The sequence below is a fragment of the Nonomuraea sp. NPDC046570 genome, from assembly GCF_040645915.1.
Lineage (GTDB): Bacteria > Actinomycetota > Actinomycetes > Streptosporangiales > Streptosporangiaceae > Nonomuraea.
In genome coordinates, this window is the sequence record NZ_JBEYZF010000009.1 from 73,153 (window position 1) to 98,717 (window position 25,565).

Below are 25,565 nucleotides of genomic sequence, written 5' to 3' on the forward strand. Positions count from 1 at the left end.
TGGTGGCGACCGAAGGGCCCGACCCTAAGACCCGTGAATGCTTACGGCCCTGAGCATCGAAATCCTTGAGGGTCCCGTCAGGCCTCCGACCGCGCCGATACGTTGAGCTGGGACACGCGTGCTCGCAGGGCGCCACTGCGACTCTCGTATGGCCTCTGACCTGGACTTATATGCTCAGGCTGCGGGTGTACGGCAGGGCGGCGTGGGCGCTTAAGTATCTTGAGAGTCGGGCCCGCCGAGCTGAGCGTACGATCGTACATATGGAAGACCTCTTCGCCGGAGACTCGCGTACCAACCGCGAGCGCATGCTGGCCGGTGACCTCTATATCGCCGACGACCCCGAGCTGGAGGTCGCCGCCAAGCGGGCGGTCGCCCTGGCCCACCGTTACGGCGAGGTCTACGCCACCGACCCGGACGCCGCCCGCCCCCTCCTGGAGAGCCTGCTCGGCTCGATCGCCCCCGACGCCCACATCAGGCCGCCGCTGTACGTCGACTACGGCACCCACATCACCGTCGGCTCGGGGACGTTCGCCAACTTCGGCCTGACCGCGCTGGACGTGGCTCCCATCACCATCGGCGACGACGTGCAGATCGGCCCGAACGTGCAGCTGCTCACCCCCACCCACCCTCTCGACCCCGAGCAACGGCGCAAGAAGCTGGAGGCCGCCGAACCGATCGTGATCGGCGACAATGTCTGGCTGGGCGGCGGCGTCATCGTGCTGGCCGGTGTCACCATCGGCGCGAACAGCGTCATCGGCGCCGGGGCCGTCGTCACCGGCGACATCCCGGAGAACGTGGTGGCCGTCGGCGTCCCTGCCCGGGTCATCCGGCACCTGTGAGGACTGAGAAGATGACCACGACACCGCCCGCCCGCCGCTTCGATCCCGGCCGCCGGGACCGGATCATCGACGTCACCCTCGACGTCGTCGCCGCCCACGGGGTCGCGGGCACCTCCCACCGCAAGATCGCCGAAGCCGCGGACGTGCCGCTGGGATCGATGACCTACCACTTCGCAGGCATGGACGAGTTGCTCACCCTGGCCTTCACCCGCCTGGCCGACCGCATCGCCGACCGCTTCGACGCCCGGCTGGCCGCCGCGGGCGACGCCGAGCAGGCCCGGGAGGCAGTCGTCACCCTCATCACCGACGACCTGCTCGGCTCACCCCGGGACATGGTGCTGACGTACGAGCTCTACACCCTGGCGGCCCGCGATCCCGCGCTGCGCGAGGTCACCCGCGCCTGGATGGCGCGCAGCCGGAAGGCCCTGCAACGGCATTTCGACGCGACGACCGCCCGCTACCTCGACGCCCTCATCGAGGGCTTGGCCCTGCACAGCGCCCTTGACTCCGCCCCCATGAGCACGAACGACATCAGGGCCGCGATCTCCCGAATCATCTCCGTGTGACCGCCGCTCTCAGGAAGGACCATCCTCTAGGACTCCGATGGGTGTCGTCGCACGACATTGGCCTCTTGCATAAGAAAGTTTCCTAATAAATACTCGGGATCACATCCCCCAGGAGGCTTGCCACAGTGAAACGACGCGTCCTCGCCCTCGCCGCCACCGCCTTCGCCGCCATCCTCGCCACCAGCACACCCGCCCACGCCGAGACGATCACGCAGACCCACGGGCCGCTGTCCATCGGCGGCTACTGCGCCCAGCAGATCAACTCCTCCGCGTGGATCGGCCTCTACGAACTCCACGGCCTCAAGTGCTACACCTCGGCCCCCACGGGCGGGCTGCAGTTCGTGGGCTGGGGCAGCCCCCAGGCCGCCTGCGAGCACCTCACGCCCGGCTACACGATCACCTCCTACGCCCGCGCCTACTCCGACGCCATCACCTGCACGGGCACCCGCTGACACCTGCCACGGGAGCGGGACGAACCCCCGCTCTGTACGCCTTCACCTCAACCTCGCGTGAAAGCCGCTCTGCGCAGTGAGGCCCTCAACCCGCTGCGCGGAGCGGGACTCCGGCAGCCGGGCTCAAGGCCCCCTGGGCGCCGCTCCTCCATTTGATCACTCTCAGTGTCCGCTGGTGCGGGCGCGGCATCGGCCTGGACATGATCGAGTAGGGGGTCACCCTGCCGAGAGCGTGCCTCATGGGGCCGTTCTCCGTCCGCGAAGGTCATGGTTTGTGCTGCTGAGACGGCCCCGGCGGGGAACGATGTGCTCCCGACACGCACAGGCAGACGTTTGATCACAATAGAGAGTTGGTCATATACAGAGCGCAACGATTACGCCGGGGAGTGCTGAGCCCGACCGGCGAGCAGGAGGAGGATCGCACATGCGAGGCCGTCAACACGAGCGCCAGACAGTCGGGATGTACCGAAGAGGGGCGGCGCTGGTCGCGGTTGGAGTCGTGGCCACGGGTGTGCCCATCGCCCTGGCTCTCACCGTCTCCGCCAACCTCTCCCTCGCTCACCGGGCAGGGATCCCCGGACCGCCGGGGGCCGGCCCGGCCGTCGGCGCCGACGTGGCCAGAGCCGCCTTCGGGGACAAGGCGTCGCCGCATATAAGCGCTGTCAAAGCCATCGGGATCGCCCAGGGGAAGGTGCCGGGCGCGCCGGTCACCGGGGTGGAGAGCGAGCGGCTGCACGGCCAGTACGTCTGGGAGATCGAGCTGGAGAAGGACCAGTGGGAGCATGAGGTCTACATCTCCATGAAGACCGGCGAGATCGTGCACTACGCACGCGAGGGAGCCGACCACCTGGTTTCGGTCGTGTACTCGCCATGACCTCAAGCCGTGCGCCCGGCGCCATCACTCCCGAGAAGAGATCCACCGCAACGGAAGGACCGGGAGAGCCTGGTGGCCGAGTGTGAAGGCGAGTGACGACTCCGCTCGATCTAACCTGAGGCGCGCACTCCGAGGGGCTCGATCGGCAGAAGGTGCTCGGCGGTGAACCCCAGCAGGCTCGTCGCCGCCGAGAGATCCACGGGAACCGTACGGCCGGGCAGCGGCGAGCGGACCTCCGCCTCCGGGTGGTAGCGGCGGAGCAGCTCTTCGGTCGGCTGCGGCACCAGCGACTCGGGAGCGGCCACGTTGACCACGTGGGCGCCGGGCCCCGGCACCTCCAGTGCCAGCAGGCAGGCGCGGGCCGCGTCCCGCGTGTCCAGATAGGCCCACAGCCCGCGCGCGTGCAGCCCGGGGTCGGCCGCGCACTGCGCGGCGAACCGGCCCAGCCGCTCGTCCACCCCGCCCACATACGGAAGGCGCAGGGCGACCACGCTCATGCCGTGCCTGCGCGCCATCATCCGTGCCGTCAACTCGTCGGCCAGCTTGGACAGCGCGTACGGATCCTCGGCCTGGCCGGGCAGCTCCTCGTCGACCGGAACGTAGGCGGGGTGCAGCTCCCGCGCCGCGAAGGGCAGCCCGATGGCGGCCTGCGAACTCGCCAGGCAGGCCCTGCGCACCCCCGCCAGGCCCGCCTGCTCCAGCACGGTGAACGTGGACTGCGTGTTGACCGCGAACACCTGCTCGGCGGGGAGCCGCTCGGGCGTGGGGATCGCCGCCAGGTGGATCACGGCGTCCGCGCCCGCCAGGGCCGCCCGCACCGCCTTCGGGTCCGTCGCGTCGCCCTCCACCACCAGGTCGGCGGCCAGGTCGCCCGGATCCTCCAGCACCAGCGCGCCGACCGAGGTCCCGCGGGCGGCCAGCAGGTCGAGCACCACCCGCCCGATCCGGCCCGCCGCCCCTGTCACCAGTACTCGCCTCATCGCCCTACCCCTCGGGTGCGTAGGCGCGGACCGCGACCAGGTGGGCCGACGGCGCGCCGTTGGTGGACTCCACCCTGATTCTCAACCCGTCCGTGGTCACCGGCTCGGCGAGGGAGTGCGCGTTGCGGCGGCGGCGGTTCGCGCTCACCTCCCCGACCTGCCGCCAGTCCCCGCCGATCAGGGCCTCGACGCGGTAGTCGCGCACCAGCGAGGGGATCACCTCGAACGGCGTGCGGTGGTGGTGCAGGTTGATGAGGTCCTCGTTCACGTCGTCGTCGGCGATCACCTCGACCCGCCCGATCGTCACCGGCTCCGGCCAGCGCAGTTCGAGCGCCGCGGGCACGGTGTCCGAGACCCACATGTGCGGGCCCGCGTAGGGGCGCTGGTAGCCGTCGAGCGCCTTCGCCGCCGCGAACGCGGCCGTCTCCCCGGTCCGCAGGCAGAAGGTACGGCGCAGCAGCCCGGCGTCGGTCCACTCGCACAGCGGCTGCGGCGACTCGTCCTGCGGCCTGAGCGGCACCCTGGTGAAGCAGAGCACGCCGGGCGCCGGCCGGTCGGCCACTCGCAGCGAGATCGCCGGGTTGGCCTTCACCACGAGGAAGGCGTTGCGCGGCGTCTCCGGCTCGAAGGCGAGGCCGAGGCCGATCCACTGCTTCTCACCGGCCGCCACGTCCAGCACGACGGTCGAGACGAGCTCGCGCGGCACGTAGTTCTGGCCGACCACCGGGTCGTGCAGCTCGACGGTCAGCGTGGTGTCCTCGGTGGCGTCGAGGAGCAGCTCCACCTCGGTCAGCGCGGGGTCGGCGGGCAGCACGATCCCCGCGTCGGCGTCGAGCCGCCAGGCGGCGGCGGGAGTGTCGACGACCAGCCGGGTCAGCGTGCCCGAGGCGGTGGCGGCGGCCGTGCCGCACAGGTCGTCGCGGTCGTCGAGGCGCAGGCCGACGATGGAGGCGTCCTGCCGCAGCAGGGTCCGCTGCAGTTCGCCGACGTCGAGCTCGCGCGGGCGGGCGCCGTACTCGACGCTGAGGGCCGCGGCCGTGCCCGCGGCCTGGCCGATGGTCGCGCAGGTCGCCATCACCCGCGTCGAGCCGAACGCCACGTGCGAGGCGGAGATGTTGCGTCCGGCCATGAGCAGGTTCGGCACGTTCACCGAGTAGAGCGACCGGTAGGGGATGTGGTAGATCCCGTCGGCGTAGAAGTGCTTGGAGCCCGCCTCGGTGGCGTACATGCCCTGCGGCGGGTGCAGGTCGATCGACCAGCCGCCGAACGCCACCCGGTCCTCGAACGGCGTCTGGCCGAGCACGTCGTGCTGGGTGAGCACGTAGTCGCCGAGGAGGCGGCGGTACTCCCGCTTGCCGGGCAGCGCGCCCACCCACTCCAGCGTCATCGTGTCGGCGTCGAAGGAGCCGGAGTTCTTGATGTGGTCCCAGATGCCGTAGATCACCGACCACAGCTCGTCGCGGATGCGGTCGTTGTCGTGCACGGTGTCGAGCTCGCCGCCGAACTCGATCCACCAGTACGCGCAGCCGTTGTCCCCGGCCTTGATGATCCTCCGCTCGGGGATCGAGGTCTTGGTGATGTCCTTGGCGAACGACGGCGGGACGTAGCGGACGGGCTCGCCCGCGTCCCTGGTGTAGAACAGCAGCGTGCTGCCGAGGGTGATGTCGTCGGGCTGCTCGGGAGCCCACGGCTCGCCGTACTCGTCGCGGCCCTCGCGCCCGATCCGGTACGAGGCGCCCGCCAGATGGCCGACCAGCCCGTCGCCCGTGCAGTCCAGGAAGACCGGCGACTCGAACCTGATCAGCCGCTCCGAGCCCATCATCCAGCCGGTCACCGCCTCGATCCCGTCGTCCGCCGCGGAGACCAGGCGCACGTCGGTGTTGAGGTAGAGGGAGATGTTCGGCTCGGCCCGCACGAAGTCGAGGACCGTGGTGTCCCAGAAGTAGGGGTTGCCGTGCGGGTTGCGGTACTGGTTCTCGACGAACAGCTCGCCCATGATGCCGCCCTCGCGGGCGTGGTGGTTCTTGCCGTGCCCGGTCGCGCCGCACACCCACACCCTGACCTCGCTGCTGGAGTTGCCGCCCAGCACCGGCCGGTTGTTCACCAGGGCGACGGTACGGCCCAGCCGGGCGGCGGCGATCGCCGCGCAGACCCCGGCCAGACCTCCACCGACCACCGTGACGTCGTGACTGACGGTTTCCTGTCTCATCGGGCCTTCCTTTCAGGATCGGGGACGAGTCCGTGATAGACGCGGGGCGCGCCGTCCAGCTTCACCCGCACCTTGCGCCCGGTCGCGTGGATCGACCGCTCCTGGCCGACGCAGTCCACCTCCCGCACGGTCGGTCCGGTGGTGCGCAGGGTCAGGTACGTCTTGGTCGGCCAGTGGTCGACCCATGCCTCGGGGTGCGGGTGGAAGTCGTCCGCGCCGTGGCCGGCGTTCAGGTGGTAGCCGTCCTTGCGGGTCCAGAGGATCGAGACGGGACCGTCGGGCGTGTCGAACAGCAGGCCCTTGATGTCGGGGTCGGCGAAGACCAGCCAGCGGTTGAAGGTGGCCCGCTCCAGGGTCCTGGTCGCGGTCGCGTAGGCGAGGAGGGCGGGTTTGGCGCTGGTGTCGCGGTTCATCAGCCCGAAGTGGTACTCGGGGTTGGCCGGGTCGGCCTCCTGCGGGTGGTGGATCGTGCTGTCGTGCGGCTGGTACCACTGGACCCCGTCCACCCCCTCCGAGAGCGCCAGGGCCAGCGTGAGCAGCACGTTCTCGGCGGCCTGGCGGTGGGTGTCGTTCCACCACCGGTTCGGCCTGGTGCAGGCGTAGGCCTCGGTCAGCCACAGCTCCTTGTCGCCGCCGTAGGCGTCCAGCGTCTGGCGGGCCTTGCGCAGCGCGCCGAGGAAGTTCCAGTAGGTGCCGTTCGACCCCTGCTCCCACTCCTCGGGCGGCGGCGCGTAGTCGGGGGTGAAGTTGCCCCTGCCCGGGTGGAAGGCGAAGGCGTCGATCAGGTCCCAGCCGCCTGCCGCGTGGAAGTTCGCGGTCCACTTGTAGTCCATGCCGCCGAGACCGCAGTTCATGATCTTGATGCCGGAGCCCCGCAACCGGTCGTGGATGGGCTTGAGCCCGTCGCGGACGTACAGCGCCGCCTTCTCGCCCGACATCCACGGCTGGTTCAGCTCGTTGCCGACCTCGAAGTAGCGGGCGCCCGATGCCTTCGCGGTGGCCGCCCGCCCGTCGGCCCAGGCGGCGATCTGTTCGGCCGTGCCGTTGAAGATCACCCCGCCGAGCTGCACGTTGTGCGTGATGCCGAGGGCGTCGAGTTCGGCGGGCGGGATGCCGGGCGCGCCGTCGTAGGCGATGCGGACCGACTTGACCCCGAGCTTCCGCAGCAGCCCGGCGACCTCCTCCTTGCCGGGGACGAGCATCCAGGTGTAGTTGGCGATGCCGAACCTGCCCTCGGCCTGGTAGGTGTGCGGCCGCAGCGTGGCGAGGTTGGTCCTGGCGAACGCCTCGTCGGCGCCCGCGACGGCCTTGACCTCGGTGAACACGATGCCCTGCGGGGCGCCGGGGACGGTGAACGACTCGTCCCACACCGCGCCGGGGGCGAGCGTCCTGGTCAGGTCGCCGCAGCCCACCTCGCGGCCGTCGAAGTCGCGGGCCCACCAGGTCAGCTTCACCTCGCGAGCCTCCCCGCCGCCGTTCACGACCTGCGCGTTCAACGTCAGGGGGGCGGCGGAGCCGTACAGGCCGAAGGGTTGGTCGGACCAGGCGTCGACGCCCAGCGGGGTGGAGGCGGCGATCGCGTTCGCGGCTCCCGGGCGCATCGCGCCGAGCACGAGTTCGGCCTCGGTCACGTTGCCGGCGTCGCCGGGCGCGTGGATCCAGGTGGGATTCGTGAAGCCCGGCGTCGTCTTCGCCAGCCTGAAGTGCGCCTGCGTGTCGGCCCAGGTCTCCTGGTAGAGCACGCCGTCGTTGACCTCGTACGGCACGCCGCCCCTGACGTCCCGCGTCCACCTGGTCACCGGCACGTACCGCTCGGCGGACGAAGGGGCGAGCACCGTCCGGGCGAACATGAAGCCGCTCGGCGTCAGCGTCGCGCTGCCGCTCACCTCCCAGCGCAGGTGCGCCCGGCGCGCCGAGACGGTGAACACGCCGCGCACCTTGACCGCCTTGGCCGAGGCGGACATCGTGTAGTCGACCTGGATCGCGGGCGTGCCGTCCGGCAGCGTGACCAGGGAGGGCGTGCCGCCGAAGGTGCGCTGCTGGCCCAGCACGGTGTCTTTGATCATGAAGTGGCTGAGCCTGATCCGGTCGGTCCGGTCCCGGACCAGGATGCCGCCGCCGGGCTCCGCCAGCAGCGTGATGCCGTCGGCGGAGACGCTGATCGGTTCGGCGGCGTGCGCAGCGGTGGCGGGCAGGACGGCGCCGGCCAGCGCGGTCGCGCCGGCGAGGTTGATGAGGGTGCGACGGGATACCTCAGGCGTGCTGGTCATGCGGGGGTGCGCCTTTCATGAGATGTCAGCCCTTGACGCCGGTGAATCCGAGACCGGCGACGATGTACTTCTGGAAGACCAGGAACACCAGCACGGGCGGGGCGAGCGCCATCGCCATGGCGGCGATCAGCTCGTCCTGCGGCGCCTGCTCGGCCAGGTTGGCCAGCGCGACGCTGATCGGCTGCTTGTCCGGGTCGGTGATGGCCACCAGCGGCCAGATGAAGTCCTTCCAGCTGTGCATGACGGCCAGCAGGCTGATGACCGCCAGGATCGGGCGGCTCATCGGCAGCACGATCCTGACCAGCAACTGCCACGTCGAGGCCCCGTCGATCCTGGCCGCGGCGAACAGCTCGGCCGGCAGCGCGTCGAAGAACCGCTTGGCCAGCAGGACGTTGAACGCGTTCGCGCCCGCGGGCAGCCAGATCGACCAGTAGGAGTCGACCAGGCCCAGGTCGATGACCGTGAGGAACAGGCTGACCATCGACACCGTGTACGGCACGAACATGGTGGCCAGGATCGCGCCGTACACATACCGGCCGAACCACGGCCGCAGCACCGACAGCGCGAACCCGGCGGTGACCGCGACGACGAGCTGGACCGCCCACGCCCCGCCGACCACCTGCAGGGTGTTGAACAGGTAGTGGCCGATGCTGAGGTCGTCCCAGGCGGTGACGAAGTTCTCCGGGCGCGGGTCGGCCGGCCAGAGCGCGAGCGGCCTGGCGATCAGGTCCGCCGAGGGGGAGACCGCGCCCTTCACCATCATGTAGAGCGGCCCTATGCCGATGAGCAGCAGCAGGCCGAGCGTGAACCACTGGATCGAGCGCAGGGCGGCCCGTACGGCGGGGCGGCGCTCCTCGACCGGTGAGATCATGACGCGCTCCAGCTCCGGGTTGCCCGCAGATAGACCGCGGACAGCACGCCCAGGACGATCGCCAGCAGGAACGACAGCGCCGCGGCCTGGCCGTAGTTTCCGTCCTGGAAGGCGTACCGGAAGATCAGCAGCAGCACGGTCAGCGTCGAGTTCTCCGGGCCGCCGCCGGTGAAGACGTAGGGCTCGGTGAACACCTGCATGGTGTTGATGAGCTGCATCAGCAGCAGCAGGCCGATGACCGGGCGGAGCTGCGGCAGCGTGATGTGCCAGATCCTGGTCATGATCGAGGCGCCGTCCATCTGGGCCGCCTCGTACAGCTCCGAGGGGATGCCGACGATCGCCGCGAGGTAGATGAGGACCGCGCCGCCCATGCCCGCCCAGGTGGACTGGAGCACCAGGCTCAGCATCGCGGTGCCGGGGGAGTCCAGCCAGGGGAAGGGGCCGAGTCCGGCCAGGCCGAGCAGTTCGTTGAACAGGCCGTGGCCCGGGTCGTAGAACCACTTCCAGAGCAGGATCGCGACCACCGGCGGGATGACGACCGGCAGGTAGACCAGGAACCGGTAGGCTCCCGCGCCCCGCCGTACGGTGGACATGACGGTCGCCAGCAGCAGCGGGACGGGGAAGCCGATCAGCAGCGCCAGGCCCACGAAGAGCAGCGTGTTGCGGATCGCGGTGCCCAGCAGCGGGTCGGCGAACAGCGCGGCGAAGTTCGCCAGGCCCACCCACTCGGCCGGGTCGATCAGGTTGGTGCGCTGGAAGCTGATCAGCAGGCCGCGGACGATCGGCCACCAGGAGAACGCGCCGAACACCACCAGGGCGGGGATCAGAAAGATCAGGGCGGTGACCGCGGTCCGGCCGAATCTGGGCTTCACGCGCCGGGCGCCCGGCCGGGGCGTCGCCCGCGTGACCGGTGGTGGAGCGGTGACGGTCTTCACTGCTGGGCGGCGGCGAGCTTGGCGTTGACGTCGGTCTCCGCCTTCGCGAGCAGGGCGTCGACGTCGGCCTCCTCGTTCGTCAGCACCGCCTGCACGACCGTGTCGAGCACCGCGTAGACCTGCTGGGCCCGCACCGGCGGCTCGGGCCGCAGGGCGAGGGCGGGCGTGCCGTCGAGCCAGGGCTTGAAGTGCTCCAGCTTCACGTTGACGTACGGCTTGATCGCCTCATCGATCTTCGCCTGCTGCGCGGCGGTGAACATCGGCAGCGTCGGCACGCCGACCGCGGACTTCGGGTCGGCGGCGAGCTGCTTGGCCCGGTCCGCGGCGGCCGTCGTGTCGTAGGCGGGCTGGGCGTAGGCGAACAGCAGCCACTTCACCGCGGCCGCCGCCTTCTCCGCGCTCACGGACTTGGGCACCAGGTAGACGTCGCCGCCGGTGAGTGTGGCGTTCCCGCCGGCCTGGGGGAGCGCGCCGATGCCGAACGCGTCGATGTCCTCCATGCCGTAGGTCATCTTGGCCAGGCGGTAGGTGCCGGGCGTGCCCATGTACATGCCGATCTCGCCGGCGGCGAACCGCTTGATGACGTCGTTCTGGTCGTTGAGCTGGTTGTCGCCCATCGAGTCGTCGGTCCAGCGCATCTCCTTGAGCAGGTTCAGCGCCTTCTTCGCCGGGTCGGCGTTGAACGCGGCCACGTACCCGCCGCCGCCGGCCTTCTCGATCTCGCCGCCGTGCGCGTAGGTGAGCATGGCGAGCTGCCAGCCGCCCTGGTTGTTCTTCGACTCGTGGACGAACCCGGCCTTGCCGGTCTTGGTGGCGATCTGCTTGGCGGCCGCGCGCACCTCGTCCCAGGTCGCCGGGGGCTTGTCGGGGTCGAGCCCGGCCTTGGTGAACAGGGCGCGGTTGTAGACCAGGCCCTGGGCGAACGGCGCCTGCGGCACGCCGTACACCTGGCCGGAGGGGTCGCTGAGCGGCTGCAGGACCTGCGGGTTGAACTCCTTGTAGTGCGCCCACTTGCCGAGTTCGGCGGTCAACGGCTGCACCTGCTTGCGGGCGATGAGTCCCTGCGGTTCGGTGAGCGGGACCTTGATGACCTCTTCGACCCGGCCGCCCGCGAGCTTGGCGGAGAAGGTGAGCGGGTCGAAGGTCGTGGTCGAGCCCTCGACCCTGATGCCGGGGTTCTGCCGCTGGAAGTCGGCGATCAGCTTCTCGAACTGGGCCAGTCCCGGCTTGTCCGTGGCGGGCGGCATGCCCTGGACGCGGATCACGGTGGTGCCGGACGCCTCCGGCGAGGAGGAGGAGCCGCAGGCGGCGAGCGTCGTGGCGAGGATGGCGCAGCCGAGGAGGGCGGCGGTGTGCTTCATGATGACTCCCGCATTTAGGTCATAGCAGGATAAAGAGGGCATGGGTGATGGGCGTGCGGCACGTTTGCCTGGCGTTCGTCCGGCCGCGCCGTGGCGAAAGGAGGGCTAGCGCGGGGCGGGGCCTGTGGACGCGCGGGGGATCAGGCGGGAGCCGATTTCGACGACGCGCCCCTCACCCCGGCCGCCGATCGTGTCGATGAGCAGGTCGGTGGCCTGGGTGGCGATCTCGTCGGCGGAGATCCTGATGGTGGTGAGCGAAGGGGTGGACGTGGCGGCGAGCAGCGTGTCGTCGATGCCGATCACGCTCACGTCGCCGGGGACCCTGACGTCGAGCTTGGCGAGCTGGTGCAGCACGCCGAGGGCGACCAGGTCGTTGTGCGCGAGCACGGCGGTGGCCTCGCCCGAGGCGACCAGGGTCGCCGCGTGCAGGCCGGTCTCGAAGCGGGGTTCGTAGGGGCCGAGCTCGACGAGCGACAGCTCGTGCGACTCGAACGACTCTCGGATGGACTTGCCGCGGCTCTGCTCGGGCCGTGAGCCGTTGACGAAGACGCAGCGGGTGTGGCCGTAGGCCTTGAGGTGCTCGGCGGCCTGGGCGATCCCGGCCGACAACGAGATGCGCAGCTCGGGGATGCCGGGCACGTGCCGGTTGACCAGGACGACGGGGATCTCCGCCGCGAGCCCGCGCAGCCTCTCCTCGCCCAGCGTCGAGGCCCACAGGATCAGGCCGTCGACCCGCTTGGAGACGGCGGCGATCGTCTCGAGCTCGTCGAACTCCCGCTCGTCGGTGTCGGCGGCGAGGATCGTGTAGCCCTGACGCCGGCCCCTGGCCTGCATCGCCTTGAAGATGGGCGGGAAGAACGGGTTGCTTATGTCGGGGATGATCAGCCCGAGCGACCCTGTGCTGCCGCCGCGGAGCGAGCGGGCGGCCGGGTTCGGGGCGTAGCCGAGCCTGCCGGCCACGTCGAGGATTCGCTGCAGCGTCTGGGGCTGCACCTGGTCGGGCGCGGTGAACGCGCGGGAGACGGTCGAGACCGAAACGCCGGCGGCGCTCGCCACTTCCCTGATCGTTACCGCCACTTCGGCCTCCTGTGTCGCTGGTATGGAGGATGCTCGCAAACGTTCCCGGAAGCGTCAAGAGCGTAATGCCGATGAAAAAAGCATGTCTGTCCAAAACGGCGGCGTGGTGTCATGATGCGTTTCTGAGATTCTCGGGAACGTTTTCATAGGAGTCTTCATGAAGATCACCGGCTGGGAAGTGCTGACCCTGCCCGACCACGGCGACAGCATGATGTTGCTGGTGCTCGACACCGACGAGGGCGTCCACGGCCTCGGCGAGGTGGGCATCAGATCGCGGCAGAAAGCGGTCGCGGGCGGTCTCGAGCACCTCGGCGAGCTGATCGTCGGCGAGGATCCGACCAGGATCGAGCACCTGTGGCAGGTGATGTTCCGGCGCGGCTTCTTCCCCGCCGACCGGTTCCTGTCGGCGGCCATCGCGGCCGTGGACGTGGCGCTGTGGGACATCAGAGGCAAGGCGCTGGGCGTGCCGGTGTACGACCTGCTCGGCGGCCGTGTCAGGGACCACGTTCCGGCCTACACGCACCTGGGCGACGACTACCACGATCGCGAGCGCTTCCTGGACAAGGCGCGGGCGCTGGCCGGGCAGGGGTGGCGGCACCTGCGCTTCGCCGTACCGCACGCGGCCGACGGGGTGCTCGACCAGCGGGCCTCCATGCGGGCGGGCATCGAGCTGTTCCACCAGATGCGCGCGGCCGTCGGCGACGAGGTCGAGCTCATCCTCGATGTGCACACCAGGCTGGACCCGCCCGAGGCGCTCACCCTGTGCCGCGAGATCGAGGCGGCCAGGCCGTACTTCGTGGAGGACCCGCTGCGCGGCGAGGGCCTCGACAGCTACCGCATGCTCAGATCCCGTACGGCGGTGCCGCTGGCGGCGGGGGAGCAGTTCGGCTCGAAGTGGGAGTTCCAGCGGCTCGTCGAAGGCGACCTCATCGACTACGCCAGGGTCGACGTCGGCGTCGCGGCCGGGCTGACCGAGGCGAAGAAGATCGCGGCGATGTGCGAGGCGCACTACATCAAGCTCGCCACCCACAACCCGCTCGGCCCGGTCACCGCCGCGTCCTCGCTACACCTCAATCTCGCCTGCCCGAACGTCGCCGTGCAGGAGCACCAGGCCCAGCCGGAACCCGCCATCGACGCGCTGTTCACCGCCAGGCCGGTGATCCGCGCGGGCCGGGTCGAGCTGCCCGAGCTGCCCGGCCTGGGCGTCGACATCGACCGGGCGGCGGCCAGGCGCTACCAGGCCGTCGCCGCCGAGCGGCCGCATCTGCGCTCCCCGGACGGCGCCTTCACCAACTGGTGACAGGTCAGCGGAGCCAGTGGTCCAGGTGTTCGGCGACGAAGGCGTCGTCGGTGAGCCACGGGTAGGCCGCGCACACGCGGGTGAGCTCGTCCGCCTGGCCCTCCGACAGCCCCTCCGCCGGGTCCAGGCACCACACCCCGGCCAGCAGTCCCTGGCGGCGCAGCACCTCGTGCACCCCGGCGATGCAGCCGCGGAAGCCGTGCGCGGCGTCGAAGACGGCGGCGTTGGCGTCCGTGACGGCGGCGGAGGAACCGACCAGGGACGCGAGGGCCGCGGTGTCGCCGGAGCGGGCCGCCCGTACCTGGTCGAAGAGCCGCACGGCCGCCCGCGTCCACACCGCCCACTGGCCGAGCAGCCCCCCGGCGAAGCGGCGGCCCGCGACCTCGCCGAGCAGGTCGCCGAGAATGTGGTCGTCGTTGCCCGTGTACAGCGCCACCTCCTGACCGCGGCCGGACGAGACGATCCCGTGGACGGCCTCCAGCGTCCGGTAGCGGTCGAAGGGCGCGAGCTTGACCGCCACGGTGGACGGCTGGTCGGCGAGCCTGCGCCAGAAGTCGCGGGAGAGCGAGGGCCCGCCGATGGCCGGCTGCAGGTAGAAGCCGATCGTCGGCAGCACCTCGCCGACGGCCTTCGCCCTGGCCAGCAGGTCCTCCTCGTCGGCGCCGGGCACGACGGGGGACAGCAGGACGGCGTGGTAGCCGAGCGAGGCGGCCAGCTCGGCCTCGGCGACGGCCTGGGCGGTGCCGCCGCACGCGCCCGCGACCTTCACCACGGGCCGCCCCGCCTCGGCGTCGACCACCTCGGCCGCCAGCTCCAGCACCGGCCGCAGCAGACCGGCCCGCCTGATCTCGAACTGGGTGGTGTGCACGCCCACGGCCAGCCCGCCCGCGCCCGCGGCCAGGTAGTAGCGCGTCAGCGCCCGCTGCCGCCGCTCGTCGAGCCTGCGACCCTCGGTGAGCGCCAGCGGGTGGGCCGGGATGACCGCACCCTCGCGGAGCACGTCCAGTGACATTCAGAATCTCCCGTCGCGCACGTCGAACCTGGTGTTCTTGCCGGAGACCGGCAGCCCGGAGGCGATCCAGCCGGCCTGCCAGTCCACGAGCGTCTCCAGCGACACCTCCGGCAGGCCGAACAGGCGGTGGCAGAGCGAGGCGTCGCTGAGCAGCGCGGTCGGGGCCTCCACACCGGCGAAGACGGCCTCCACGCCGAACGACGCGGCGAACCCGGTGGCGATCGCCCGCACGGAGGCGGTCTCGGGCCCGGTCAGGTTCACCACGAAGGGGTGGGGCGCCGCGTGCCGCAGCAGGCGCAGCGCGACCTCGTTGGCGTAGCCCTGCCAGACCACGTTCACGTGCCCGGTGGTCAGGTCGACCGCCCGCCCCGCCCGTACGGCGAGCGCGAGGTCGGCCAGCACGCCGTACCGCAGGTCGAGGGCGTAGTTGAGGCGGATGAGGGCGAGCGGCGTGCCCCGGGTGGCGGCGGCGTGCTGGAACACCCGCTCGCGGCCGAGGCAGCTCATCGCGTACTCGCCGACGGGCCCGACCGGATCCTCCTCCGCGCACCCGCCGGAGGAGACCGGGACGAACGGGTAGACGTTGCCGGTGGAGAAGGCCGCGATGCGCGCCTTCGGGTAGCGCCGCGCCACGGCCGAGGGCAGGGCGGCGTTGACCTCCCAGGCCAGGTACGGCGCGGTGCCCGTGCCGAACTTGGCGCCCACCATGAACACCACGTCGGCGGCATCGGGCAGCGCCCCCAGGTCGGCACCCGACAGCAGGTCGAAGGCGACGGGCCGGACGCCGTGGGCGGCCAGCGACCGCGCGGCGGCCGGGTCGGACCAGCGCGACACCGCGTACACCTGGTCGCCGGTACGCCCCGCGGCGTCCAGGGCGCGGCGGGCGAGGCGGCACAGCGACGGCCCCATCTTGCCGCCGGCCCCCAGCACCGCCAGGTCGCCGGAGCCCGCCGCCAGGTCGGCGGCCAGCCCGGCGGACGGCGTGCTGAGCAGGTCGTCGAGCTCCTCCTCCGAGCCGATCACAGCGACTTCTCCAGGATCGCGAGCTCGGCCGCGTCGAGGTCGCGCAGCGGTGGCCTGCAGTACCCGGCGGGACGGCCCCAGATCCGCAGCAGCCCCCGGTAGATCGCCAGGTCGCCCGCGCCGGGCACCACCGGGTCGGTGACCAGGCGGCGGAAGGGCAGCAGCCGGGCCCACTGCGCCCTGGCCTTCGGCAGGTCGCCCGCCAGCACGCTCTCCCGCAACGCGACCGCGTCGGCGGTCACCACGTTGAGCAGCCCGCTGATCCAGCCGTGCGCCCCGCCGGCCAGCGCTTCGAGCGGCGCGGTGAAGCCGCCGTAGAACACCCGGAAGCTCTCGCCGGTCGCGTCGAGCAGCTCGTGGATCTGGTGCACGGTCGGCAGCGTGCTCTTGACGCCCGCGGCCACCCCCTCCTGGTGCAGCCGGGTGAGGTCCGCGGTGGACAGCGCCTCGACGGCGGCGTTGGCCGGGATGTTGTAGACCCAGAGTGGCAGCGCGGTGGCCGCCGCGACCGTGCGGTAGTGGCCGAGGATCTCGCGCCGGGAAGGGCGCTGGAAGTAGGGCAGTACGACGAGCGCCGCCGCCGCGCCCGCCGCCTCGGCGTGCCGGGTCAGCGCGACGGTCCGGGCCGTGCCGTACGCCCCGGTGCCCGCGAGGATCGGCACCCGGCCGGCCGCGGTCTCGATCGCGACCTCCAGCAGCCGCTGCCGTTCGAGGTCGGTCAGCGCGACGAACTCGCCGCTGGTGCCGCCGACCACCAGCCCGTGCGCGCCGTCGGCGATGAGCCGGTCCAGGTGGGCGGCGGTGGCGTCCTCGTCGAGCCGCTCGTCGGCGCCGAACATCGTCAGCGCCGCCGGCCACACGCCGTTCATCGGGTGCCGCCCTGGTCGTACTCGGGCCTGAACGGGTGCTTGACGATCTCCTCGATGCGCAGTTGCGGTCCCAGCCCCGGCTCGTCGGTGACCACCCACTCGCCGTTGCGAACCTGCGGCGGGTTGTCGGTGTAGCGGTCCCAGTAGACGAGCTGCTCGGGGGTGAGCATCGACTCGCAGATGAGCAGGTTCGGCAGCGTGGCGGCGAGCTGCCAGGTCGCCGCGCTGGCCAGCGGCCCGAACGGGTTGTGGAAGGCCATGGAGATCGCGTTGGCCTCGGCGAGGGTGGCGATGCGCTTGGCCGCGGTCAGCCCGCCGCAGAAGATCACATCCGGCTGCGCGACCGCCAGCGCCCGCTGCTCCAGGAACGGCGCCGCCGCGTAGGGACCCGCCCACCGCTCACCGGCCGCGATCGGCGTGCTCGACCTGCGGTTCACCTCGGCCAGCCACTCCGGCCGCTCCGGCGGCACCGGCTCCTCGATGAAGGTCAGCTTGTACGGCTCCAGCACCTCGCACAGCCGAAGCGCGTTCGCGACGCTCAACCGGCCGTGGCAGTCCAGCATCAGGTGCACGTCGGGCCCGGCCACCTCACGGGCCGCGCCGAAGTACTCGGCCATCAGCGGCCAGATCCAGTTGGGCAGCAGCTCGGTCTCGGTGTGCCGGGCGGGGATCGCCGCGGGCGTCTCGTGGTGGACGCTGGACACCTTGGTGTAGAACCCCGGCAGCGTGGTCTTGATGGCGGTGAAGCCCATCGCGATGCGGTCGGCGATCTCCTGGGCGAACTGCTCGGGCGTCTCGGTGGCCCTGGCGTGCGTGTAGACCGGCACGGAGTCGCGGAACTTGCCGCCGAGCAGCCGGTGCACCGGCACGCCGAGCGCCCGCGCGTTGAGGTCCCAGAGCGCCACGTCGATGGCCGAGATGCCGATCGTCAGCAGCGTGCCGCCGAGGAAGGAGTCGCGGTACATCCGCTCGAAGTGCTGCTCGATGCGGGTGGGGTCCTTGCCGACGAGGTACTCGCCGAGCTCCTCGATGATCGACGACACCGCCCGGGTACGGCGGCGCATGGCGACCTCGGCCACCCCCGCCACCCCGTCGTCGGTCTCGATCCGGACGTAGATCGCGTTGTAGTACCCGAACTCGGCGATCCACTGCCTGACGGCGGTCACGCGCATGCGCTGGCTCCTTCGGAGAGAGGGTTTCCTCATCCTCCGAAGAGAAAGGACCTAAGTCAAGAGTCTGAAGTTAGCCCGTGATCTTCGTGACCGCGCCCAAGCGATCGACCCCGGGATTGCTGTGACGGCCCTCAGGAGGGAGCGCATGGTCTACGCTTGCCTGGAACATAGGTCTTTAGTGGAGAGGTGCTTGTCCGTGACCGAACCGTCCTCCGGCGCGGACGCGATGCCGCGCGACCGCGCACTGCTCGGCACGCGTGTCGCAGCCATGATCGCCGAGCACATCCGGCGCCATGGCCTCACCGAGGGCGCCGAACTGCCCTCGGAGGCCAAACTGGCCGACGAGTACGGCGTGAGCCAGCGCGTCGTGCGCGACGCCTTCCGCTCGCTCAGCCAGCAGGGCGTCATCCGCACCCGCCAGGGCAAACGAGCGGTGGTCAGCGAGCTGCGCCCGGTCGCCGTGCACAGCTACTTCAGGCTGGCCATGCAGGCCGACGGGTCGGCCATAGACGAGCTCGTCGAGATGCGGCTGGCCCTGGAGACCAAGGCCGCGGGACTGGCCGCGACCCGCATCACCGAGCCGGAGCTGGAGGACCTGCGGGCCCTGCTCGACGAGGTGGAGCAGGTCGGCGACGACCTTCGCCGACGGGTCGAGCTCGACCTCGCCTTCCACATCGGCGTCGTCAAGGCGGCCCGCAACCGGTTCTTCAGCGGCGTGATCGAGGCCCTGTCCGACGTGCTGGCGACCGAGCGCGAGCGGGGCAAGGAGCTGACGGAGTACCTGGGGGAGACCCACGCCGAAAGCGACGCCGAGCACCGGGCGCTGCTGCTCGGCCTGGGCACCGGCGACGCGGCGCTGGCCGAGCAGCAGATGCGGGCGCACCTGGAGCGCGTCCAGCGCCGCTTCCGCGGCGACGAGGACTAGCGGCCCGGCTACTCCCAGATCGGCTCCCGCTCCGCCCTCCGGTAGCGGGCCTCGAACTCGGCCGAGCCGTCGTCGTCGAGCACCCCGAGGCTCGCGCCGCGCGGCTGGACCGGCAGGTTCCCGACATACCTGCACTCCTGGAAGAGCTGCTGGATACCCGCGTAGTGCCGCACCCGCCCGTCGCCGAGCCGGAAGCTGAGCAGCCTGCGCGGCGTCACCGGCACGAAGCCGTCGGTCACCCGCCAGCGCTCCAGCGCGTCCTCGTCGAACCGCACGCCCAGCCCCGGCCCCTCCGGCACCCGGGCGTAGCCGCCCCGCACCACGATCGGGTCGAGCACCAGATCGTCGGCGTAGACGTTGAGGCAGGTGACGGCGGGCCAGCGGGCATGGGTGAGCACCGCGCCGAAGTGCAGCGTCCACGCGGTGGTCAGCCCCGGCCCGACGATCTGCAGGAAGAGGTCCTTGTTGAACGCGGTCGCCTGCAAGCCCTGGGCGATCGTGCCGGACACCCCGGCGTTGCACGAGACGAACCCGTCGATCGCGTCCTCGCGCATCCACAGCGGGAAGAGGTTCTTGGCGTAGTGCTCGACGATCGGCCGGTCCACCTTCGCCCTCACCGCCCGCTGCCCGGCGACGTCCGACTGCAGCACCGGCGACTCGTACATCGCCACCCGCGGCTGCCGGTCCAGCTCGCGCAGTACCTCGACGGCCGAGCCCGGCGTGCGGAGCATGCCGTTCCAGTCGATGTCGAGCTCGTAGTGCTCCGGGGTCACCGCGGAGATCGCGGCGACCTGCTCGTGGACGTCGAACCAGGGGCGGGCCTTGAGCTTGTGCGCGGTGTAGCCCTCGGTGAGGGCGTCCTTGGCCTCCTCGGCCAGCACCTCCGGCGGCATCTTGGTGCTCCACCAGGCCAGCGGGCACCACTGCCGCACGAGCGGCTGGCCGAACAACTGGTGCACCGGCACTTCGAGGGCCTTTCCCACCACGTCGTAGAGCGCCATCTGCAGGCCGGCGCCGAGGCCGTCGTCGGCCATCAGCTCCGCCGGATGGCGGCCGACCACCCTGGCGATCGCCTCGTCCGTGGTCTTGGCCCAGGTGTAGTGCGGGAGGCTCTCGCCGTACCCGACCAGGCCGGGGGAGGTGGTGCGGACCCGCACCACCTCGACCACGCCGAACTCGGCGACCAGGATCTCGTTCCACGGGCGGGAGCGTTCGCGGAAGGGGACGTGGAGGGTGATCCGCTCCACGCCGGTGACACGCAGGCTCATAGCTGTCCCTTGGGGATGGTGTAGAGGGCGACGTCGTCGAAGTCCACCGTGACGTCGCCGGCGCTGTCCACCAGGAAGACGAGCTCGACCTTGTCGACGGGGACGTCACGGGCCTTGTCGGGGATCTCGGTGTCCAGCAGGAGCGGAGTCCAGGCGCCGGTGCCCCGCAGGGGGATCACGGGGGAACGGACGGAGCTGCCCGGGATCATGGTGCCGGCCGCGTCGAGCAGGTCGAGGGCGAGCTGCACCGAGGCCGAGGTGCCGGCGGGCGCCCGGTACACGGCGGTGAGCCGGGCGAGCCCCGGGTCCACGTCGATGACCTGGCTCGGCCCGCCCCAGCCGCGCCCGCTCACCCGCAGCACGGCCGTGCCCGTGGCGGCGTCGCCCGTCACCCTGGCGACGGCGCGGGTGCCGTTCGAGCGGGGCAGCAGCCGCCAGGACTCGGCGTCGGCCGCGCCGCTCTCGAACGACGGGTTGGCCACCCTGGAGGGGACGCCCACCCCGCGCAGGATCAGGTCGGCGTAGCCGCGCCCGCCGCCGGTGGGGTGGTTCGCGGCCAGGTCACGGGCGAGGTCGGTGAGCGGTCCTCCCGCCGGCTCGTGCCGCCTGAGGTAGTCCACCAGGCTCCAGTACTCCGCCGGGTTCCAGCCGGTCCAGTTGAGGTTGACGATCGAGGCCGGGTTCCACGGCAGCACCAGGACGGGGTCGGCGGCGAAGTCCTTGATGAGCCGCAGGCGGTGGGCGGCCAGGTCGAGGCGGCGCTGGAAGGTGTCGACGCCGCCGCGCAGCAGCGCCGTCGCGCCCGCCTGGTCGGCGGGGGCGGCCACCTGCTTGGGGTAGCTGAGCGCCGAGGCCTCGTAGAACTCGAACGACCGGCGCAGCAGCTTCGCCCTGGCGCTCTGGGCCGGGGTAGCCGCCTTGGCCACCGCCGCGTCGAGCAGCGCCCGGCTGCGGAGCAGCTCGGCCTCCTGGACCAGCTCCAGGTACTGCGGCAGGTTGAACGACTGGTAGGTGGCCCCGGGCTGGAACCAGCTCGCCCGCGGCACCTCCTCGGTCCAGAACCGCTCCCAGATCCGGTAGTAGGCGGCCAGGTCACCGGCCGCGGCCGGTCCGACAGCCCGCTCGTACCACTCGCGGAGCAGCGTGTCGACCTTGGCGTTCGCGTTCCACAGCAGCTTGGCCGTGACCCACGGCTTCGGGCCTTCGCCCCAGTTCGGGTAGATCTCGGCGTAGTGCGCGACGACACCCTTGCGGTGCGCGTACCGGAGGGTCTCGGCGTACCGGTGCGGATACACCCTCGGCAGCAGGTACGGCGCGCCGTACAGGTAGTCGTAGAAGCCGAGCCGCCGGCTGACCGCCAGCCACCGGTCGGTCAGCGCGTGCCCGGCGGCCTGCTCGGCGGCGTCCACCCAGGCGAACCGGTCCTTGGTCAGGAACGGCACCACCCGGCCGTTCAGCGCGAACGCGGGAGGGGTCTCCAGCTTGCGGTAGGCGAGCAGGCCGAACCACTTGTCCGGGTGGTGGGCGAGGACCCGTTCCACGACCTGGTTGACCCAGGCGTAGTAGGCGGGCACCGGGTCGGGCTCGGCGTAGCCCTCGCCGTCGTTGACGCCGAGGGAGAAGGAGGTGGCGGCGGGGTTGGCCGCGAAGTACTCCAGGATGCCGGTGACCGCGGCGTCGATCGTGCCGGGCACGGAGAAGGCGGGCTGCCAGCCGGTCAGCACCCCGGCGCGCGGCGGCCTGCCGTTCGGGTAGTACTCGGGGTGGCTCTGGCCGTACCGGTCGACGGGGAAGAGGTTGTGCAGGTTGTGGTGGAAGGCGATGGGCTCGGTGCCGACGCCCTGCAGCCGGTTGCGCTCGGCCCACTGCCGCTGGAGCGGGAACCTCTGGTCGCGTAGCGGGCTGAGCGAGCGCTGGGTGAACGACGGCTCCTCGCGGACCGGGCTGGACGGGACACGCACCGTCGTGCGCGCGGGCACGTCGTCGCCGTCCGGGCCGGGCAGCAGCCACCGCACACCGAGATACCGCTCCAGGAAGCCGCGAACGCCGTTGGCGGTGCCGGTCGCGCTCGGCCCGACGACGGCGATCGTCCCCTGGTACGGCCTGATGAGGAAGCCGTCGCGATCCAGCGCCGCCAGCAGCCCCGGCACCGCAGGATCCGGCCCGGGAGAGCCGATCAGGATGAGCGTCTGGCCGCCGCCCGGGGCCGGCGTCCTGGGCAGGAGCACCCCCGTGGCCCGCTCGACATAGGCGACCAGCTCGTCGGCCGCCGCCTCCGCCCCGGGTGCGGCCAGTACGGCGGCGCGGGCCTGACCGGACTCGACGACGGGCAGCGGCGGGCGCCCGCGCCACTCCCACGAAGGCAGCGGCAGGGCGGCGACGGCGCCCGTGAGGCCGAGGACCTGACGCCGGTCGAAGTACCGCATGTGGACTCCTTACTTCCCGTAGCCCGCGGCGATGCCCTCGATGAGCCGGCTGCTCATCCAGAGGTAGAGCAGGAGCAGGGGGATGACGATGATGCAGATCCCGGCGAACAGCACCGACCAGCGCGCGCCGGTGTACTGCATGGTCTGCACGAAGTTGAGCAGGGTGAGCGAGATCGTCTTCTTCTCCTGCAGGAACGACAGCGCGAAGAACGTCTCACCCCAGTCGCCGATGGCCTGCAGGATGAACAGCGCCAGCAGGCCGGAGCGGGTCAGCGGCAACATGATGCGCCAGTAGGTGCGGTACGGCCCCGACCCGTCCAGCGCCGCCGCCTCCTCCAGCTCGCGGGGGAGGGAGGCGAAGAACGCGGTGAGGAAGAAGACGGAGAAGGGCAGGTTGGTGGCGATGTAGACGACCAGCAGGCCGCCCAGCGAGTCGATCAGGCCGAGCCGGTCGAGACCCAGGTAGATCGGGATCATGATGGCCGGGCCGGGAATGCCGAGGCCCATCGCGAAGTACACGGTGACGGGCCCGGACAGCCGCCAGCGGAAGCGCGACAGCACGTAGGCGGCGGGCGCGGCCAGCACGATCGTGCCGAGGCCGCTGCCGGTCACCAGCAGCAGCGAGTTCAGCACGCCGTCGCCGAACGCGGCCGACGTCCACGCCTCGGTGTAGTTGCCCCACTGCGGGCTGGCCGGCAGGCCCCACGGGTCGTGCACGACCTCCCTGGTGGTCTTCAACGACGACAGCGCCATCCAGCCGATGACGAACAGGTCGAACACCGCCAGCGACCAGGCCAGCGGCATGGCGATGAGGAACAGCGGGCCACGGCTGCGCCGTGCCGTGCGGGTGGTCATCGGGCCTCTCCTGGCTCTCAGTAGTCGACCTGTTCGCGGCGGCCCATGACGCGCCGGACCAGGAGGGTCAGCACGACCGTCAGCAGCATGGTGAGGACGGCGGCGGCGGAGGCCATGCCGTACCTCGGGATCCCGTCGGAGGGGAAGGCGCCGGCGTAGGCGTAGACGGAGAACGTCCAGAGGCTGGTCGGCGGCAGGCTGCCGGTGGCGCCGGCGAAGACCAGCACGAACTCGAACGTCTTGAGCGCGCCGATCGCCCAGAGCACCGCGCACACGCCGATGACGTCCCACATCAGCGGGAGCGTGATGTGCCAGAACCGGCGCATCGCGGACGCGCCGTCGAGCTCGGCCGCCTCGTAGAAGGAACGCGGGATGCGGTCGGCGGCGGCCATGAAGATGACCGTGTAGGTGCCCGCCGCCAGCCAGGCCAGCCCGCCCATCACGGTGGCGAACATGTTCTCCGGCGCCAGCCAGAGCGGCGGCTCCTCGACGCCCAGCGACCTGAGCACCGAGTTGGCCAGCCCGTCGGGGTCCAGCATGAACCCCCACAGGATCGCGATCACCAGGCCGGGCACCAGGCTCGGGAAGAAGACGACGGCCCTGACGAACTTCCTGCCGAACATGTCCTGCAGCAGCATGGTGAGCACGAACGAAATCAGGAAGACCGCGCCGCCGACCCCGAAGAGGATCTTCATGGTGTTCGCGAACGACTGCCCGAACACCGGGTCGCGGAGCATCTCCTGGTAGTTGGCCAGGCCGGCCCACTCCATCGGACCGGCCCCCGCCCAGTCGTTGAAGCTGATCCACACCGTGAAGACGCTCGGCACGACCATCACCAGCGTGTAGACCAGGAGCGCCGGAGCGAGGAACGGCCCGACCATCCGCCGCCTGGACGTCTCGAACGGGCTGGACCCGCTCGGGTTCGCGCCGGGCTTGGCCGGTCTCGTCGTCGTGGTCCGGTCCAGCACGGGTGCGGTCATCTCAGCCCTTGGACTTCCAGTAGACGGCCGCCTGCTCGGCCAGCCGCTCGGTGAACTCGGCCGCGGTGAGCTTGCCGAACAGCAACTGGTCGTTCAGCGGCAGCAGCACCTTGCTGTTGAAGTCGCCCATGTCCAGGACGTCGGCCTCGTTGACCTCGCCGCCGTCCAGGGCGGTCTTGAGGTCGGCGACCTCGGGGGCGGCGGGCACGTCCTTGCGCACCGACATCTCCAGCGCCACGCTCGAGATCTTGTCCTGGTACCTCTTGCTCAGGAAGAAGGCGAGGAAGCGCTTGGCGTCGGCGGCGTTGCGCGCCTTCTTCGGGATGCCGAACCCGGTCGCGGTCACGTTCATCGTCGGTGCCTTGCCCTCGACCGAGGGGAAGCGGAAGGCGCGGTACTCGAAGCCGGGCTTGGCGTAGGGCGCCACCTCGCGGGGCAGGTAGGTGCCCTGGTAGAGGAAGTCGGACTCGCCGTTGGCCCACTTCTGCTGCATGGCGGGGAACTTGGCGGCGTTGAACCCCTGGGCGAAGTAGCCGCCCTTGGCCAGGGCCTCGACCATCTGGGCGGCCTTGAGCACCTCGGGCTTGCGCCAGCCCTGGCCGCTCTTGTCGGGGGCCAGCCCGTGCCAGCCCGCGTCGCCGAGCAGCGCGCGGGCGAAGTGCTCCAGGTAGCGGAGGTTGTAGTTGGGGATGCTGCCGTCCTGGCCCAGCGGCGCGCGGCCCTTGGCCTTGCGGGCGTCGAGCAGGGCGACGAACTCGGGCCAGGTCTTCGGCGGGGCGGCGACCAGCTCGGGGAAGTCCTTGCCGTTGAAGAACCAGCCGTAGGTGGAGACCTGGTACGGCACCTGCGCGAGGACGCCGTCGGCGGAGGTGCCCATCTTCCGGTAGGCGTCGCCGACGATCTGGGCGACGGTGGCCTGCTCGCCGGGGATCGTCATGCCGTACACGTCGGTCAGGTCGAGGGCGCCCTTGGTGGCCGCGAACTGCCGGGTGAGCTCCCGGTGGTTGCCCTCGATCAGGTCGGCCGGCACGTTGTCGGTGTTGAGGCTGGGCAGGAAGGTCTTGATCGCCGTACGGCCCTTCCAGTGCGCCTTGACCTTGACGCCGGTCTCGCGTTCGAAGTCCTTGACGGCCTCGGCGAGCACCTTCTGGTTGGGTTCGCCTTCGGACCAGATGCTCCAGATGGTCAGCTCCTTGCCGGTCTCCGTGCTGGAGCCGCCGCAGGCGGCTGTCGCGCAGAGGGCGACCACGACCGCTGTCACGCCGGCGAAACGCCCGTTCCTTAAGATCATGCGCGCTGCC

General features: G+C 71.0%; 22 protein-coding genes. 6 read left to right on the forward strand and 16 right to left on the reverse strand.

Annotated elements, in window-relative coordinates:
• The first annotated feature begins 260 nt into the window (after positions 1 to 260).
• From ABZ911_RS16815 to ABZ911_RS16830, 4 genes are all read left to right on the forward strand, one after another.
• Positions 261 to 839: a sugar O-acetyltransferase gene (locus ABZ911_RS16815; protein WP_358056029.1), complete on the forward strand. Its 579-nt coding sequence runs from the start codon at positions 261 to 263 to the stop codon at positions 837 to 839.
• Positions 840 to 850: 11 nt separating this feature from the next.
• A complete protein-coding gene (locus tag ABZ911_RS16820; RefSeq protein WP_358056031.1) occupies positions 851 to 1,405 on the forward strand; it encodes a TetR family transcriptional regulator in 555 nt (184 codons plus the stop codon).
• 125 nt (positions 1,406 to 1,530) lie between these two features.
• Complete coding sequence (locus ABZ911_RS16825) at positions 1,531 to 1,857, forward strand: hypothetical protein (RefSeq protein ID WP_358056033.1); 327 nt, start codon at positions 1,531 to 1,533, stop codon at positions 1,855 to 1,857.
• Positions 1,858 to 2,281: 424 nt separating this feature from the next.
• Positions 2,282 to 2,731, forward strand: coding sequence for a PepSY domain-containing protein (locus ABZ911_RS16830; RefSeq protein WP_358056035.1), 450 nt, complete (start codon positions 2,282 to 2,284; stop codon positions 2,729 to 2,731).
• A 110-nt stretch (positions 2,732 to 2,841) separates the two neighbouring features.
• On the opposite strand, the gene ABZ911_RS16835 is transcribed toward ABZ911_RS16830, so the two are convergent.
• The 7 genes from ABZ911_RS16835 to ABZ911_RS16865 all read right to left on the reverse strand — a co-directional run bounded on the left by ABZ911_RS16835 (position 2,842) and on the right by ABZ911_RS16865 (position 12,434).
• Positions 2,842 to 3,711, reverse strand: coding sequence for an NAD(P)-dependent oxidoreductase (locus tag ABZ911_RS16835; RefSeq protein ID WP_358056037.1), 870 nt, complete (start codon positions 3,709 to 3,711; stop codon positions 2,842 to 2,844).
• A gap of 4 nt (positions 3,712 to 3,715) precedes the next feature.
• Positions 3,716 to 5,920 carry an FAD-dependent oxidoreductase gene (locus ABZ911_RS16840; RefSeq protein WP_358056039.1) on the reverse strand — a complete coding sequence of 735 codons (2,205 nt, stop codon included), beginning with the start codon at positions 5,918 to 5,920 and terminating at the stop codon, positions 3,716 to 3,718.
• A complete protein-coding gene (locus tag ABZ911_RS16845) occupies positions 5,917 to 8,190 on the reverse strand; it encodes a hypothetical protein (protein ID WP_358056041.1) in 2,274 nt (757 codons plus the stop codon). Before ABZ911_RS16845 ends, ABZ911_RS16840 begins: the two co-directional genes overlap by 4 nt.
• A gap of 25 nt (positions 8,191 to 8,215) precedes the next feature.
• The gene (locus tag ABZ911_RS16850; RefSeq protein ID WP_358056043.1) at positions 8,216 to 9,061 is read right to left on the reverse strand and encodes a carbohydrate ABC transporter permease; all 846 of its coding nucleotides are present in this window, start codon (positions 9,059 to 9,061) and stop codon (positions 8,216 to 8,218) included.
• A complete protein-coding gene (locus ABZ911_RS16855) occupies positions 9,058 to 9,933 on the reverse strand; it encodes a sugar ABC transporter permease (RefSeq protein ID WP_358056045.1) in 876 nt (291 codons plus the stop codon). The genes ABZ911_RS16850 and ABZ911_RS16855 overlap by 4 nt, the downstream gene beginning before the upstream one ends.
• 59 nt (positions 9,934 to 9,992) lie before the next feature.
• Positions 9,993 to 11,357 (reverse strand): extracellular solute-binding protein, encoded by a 1,365-nt coding sequence (locus ABZ911_RS16860; RefSeq protein ID WP_358056047.1) that lies wholly within the window; start codon positions 11,355 to 11,357, stop codon positions 9,993 to 9,995.
• Between the two features lie 105 nt (positions 11,358 to 11,462).
• Positions 11,463 to 12,434 (reverse strand): LacI family DNA-binding transcriptional regulator, encoded by a 972-nt coding sequence (locus tag ABZ911_RS16865; RefSeq protein WP_358056049.1) that lies wholly within the window; start codon positions 12,432 to 12,434, stop codon positions 11,463 to 11,465.
• Between the two features lie 157 nt (positions 12,435 to 12,591).
• On the opposite strand from ABZ911_RS16865, the gene ABZ911_RS16870 reads away from it, so the two are divergent.
• A complete protein-coding gene (locus ABZ911_RS16870) occupies positions 12,592 to 13,734 on the forward strand; it encodes a mandelate racemase/muconate lactonizing enzyme family protein (protein WP_358056051.1) in 1,143 nt (380 codons plus the stop codon).
• A gap of 4 nt (positions 13,735 to 13,738) precedes the next feature.
• Here the strand turns inward: ABZ911_RS16870 and ABZ911_RS16875 are convergent, their stop codons facing one another.
• The 4 genes from ABZ911_RS16875 to ABZ911_RS16890 are packed head-to-tail and all read right to left on the reverse strand — an operon-like array spanning position 13,739 to position 17,810.
• Positions 13,739 to 14,746, reverse strand: a complete 1,008-nt coding sequence (locus ABZ911_RS16875; protein ID WP_358056052.1) for a dihydrodipicolinate synthase family protein — start codon at positions 14,744 to 14,746, stop codon at positions 13,739 to 13,741.
• Positions 14,747 to 15,769, reverse strand: a complete 1,023-nt coding sequence (locus ABZ911_RS16880; RefSeq protein WP_358056054.1) for an epimerase — start codon at positions 15,767 to 15,769, stop codon at positions 14,747 to 14,749. It abuts the gene before it with no gap.
• On the reverse strand, positions 15,766 to 16,638 hold the full coding sequence (locus ABZ911_RS16885) for a dihydrodipicolinate synthase family protein (RefSeq protein WP_358056056.1): 873 nt from the start codon (positions 16,636 to 16,638) through the stop codon (positions 15,766 to 15,768). The genes ABZ911_RS16880 and ABZ911_RS16885 overlap by 4 nt, the downstream gene beginning before the upstream one ends.
• A complete protein-coding gene (locus tag ABZ911_RS16890) occupies positions 16,635 to 17,810 on the reverse strand; it encodes a mandelate racemase/muconate lactonizing enzyme family protein (RefSeq protein WP_358056058.1) in 1,176 nt (391 codons plus the stop codon). The genes ABZ911_RS16885 and ABZ911_RS16890 overlap by 4 nt, the downstream gene beginning before the upstream one ends.
• Before the next feature lie 196 nt (positions 17,811 to 18,006).
• Here ABZ911_RS16890 and ABZ911_RS16895 point away from each other — a divergent pair, with 196 nt between their 5' ends.
• Positions 18,007 to 18,735: a FadR/GntR family transcriptional regulator gene (locus tag ABZ911_RS16895; protein WP_358056060.1), complete on the forward strand. Its 729-nt coding sequence runs from the start codon at positions 18,007 to 18,009 to the stop codon at positions 18,733 to 18,735.
• Between the two features lie 8 nt (positions 18,736 to 18,743).
• On the opposite strand, the gene ABZ911_RS16900 is transcribed toward ABZ911_RS16895, so the two are convergent.
• Genes ABZ911_RS16900 through ABZ911_RS16920 form a run of 5 tightly spaced genes read right to left on the reverse strand, consistent with a single transcriptional unit; the run spans position 18,744 to position 25,555 of the window.
• A complete protein-coding gene (locus ABZ911_RS16900) occupies positions 18,744 to 20,003 on the reverse strand; it encodes a mandelate racemase/muconate lactonizing enzyme family protein (protein WP_358056062.1) in 1,260 nt (419 codons plus the stop codon).
• Entirely contained in the window at positions 20,000 to 22,429 is a 2,430-nt protein-coding gene (locus tag ABZ911_RS16905) for a DUF4838 domain-containing protein (protein ID WP_358056064.1), read from the reverse strand. The genes ABZ911_RS16900 and ABZ911_RS16905 overlap by 4 nt, the downstream gene beginning before the upstream one ends.
• A 9-nt stretch (positions 22,430 to 22,438) precedes the next feature.
• Complete coding sequence (locus ABZ911_RS16910) at positions 22,439 to 23,284, reverse strand: carbohydrate ABC transporter permease (RefSeq protein ID WP_358056066.1); 846 nt, start codon at positions 23,282 to 23,284, stop codon at positions 22,439 to 22,441.
• A gap of 17 nt (positions 23,285 to 23,301) precedes the next feature.
• The gene (locus tag ABZ911_RS16915) at positions 23,302 to 24,264 is read right to left on the reverse strand and encodes a sugar ABC transporter permease (protein WP_358056068.1); all 963 of its coding nucleotides are present in this window, start codon (positions 24,262 to 24,264) and stop codon (positions 23,302 to 23,304) included.
• Position 24,265: 1 nt separating this feature from the next.
• Positions 24,266 to 25,555: an ABC transporter substrate-binding protein gene (locus ABZ911_RS16920; protein ID WP_358056070.1), complete on the reverse strand. Its 1,290-nt coding sequence runs from the start codon at positions 25,553 to 25,555 to the stop codon at positions 24,266 to 24,268.
• Positions 25,556 to 25,565: the final 10 nt, after the last annotated feature.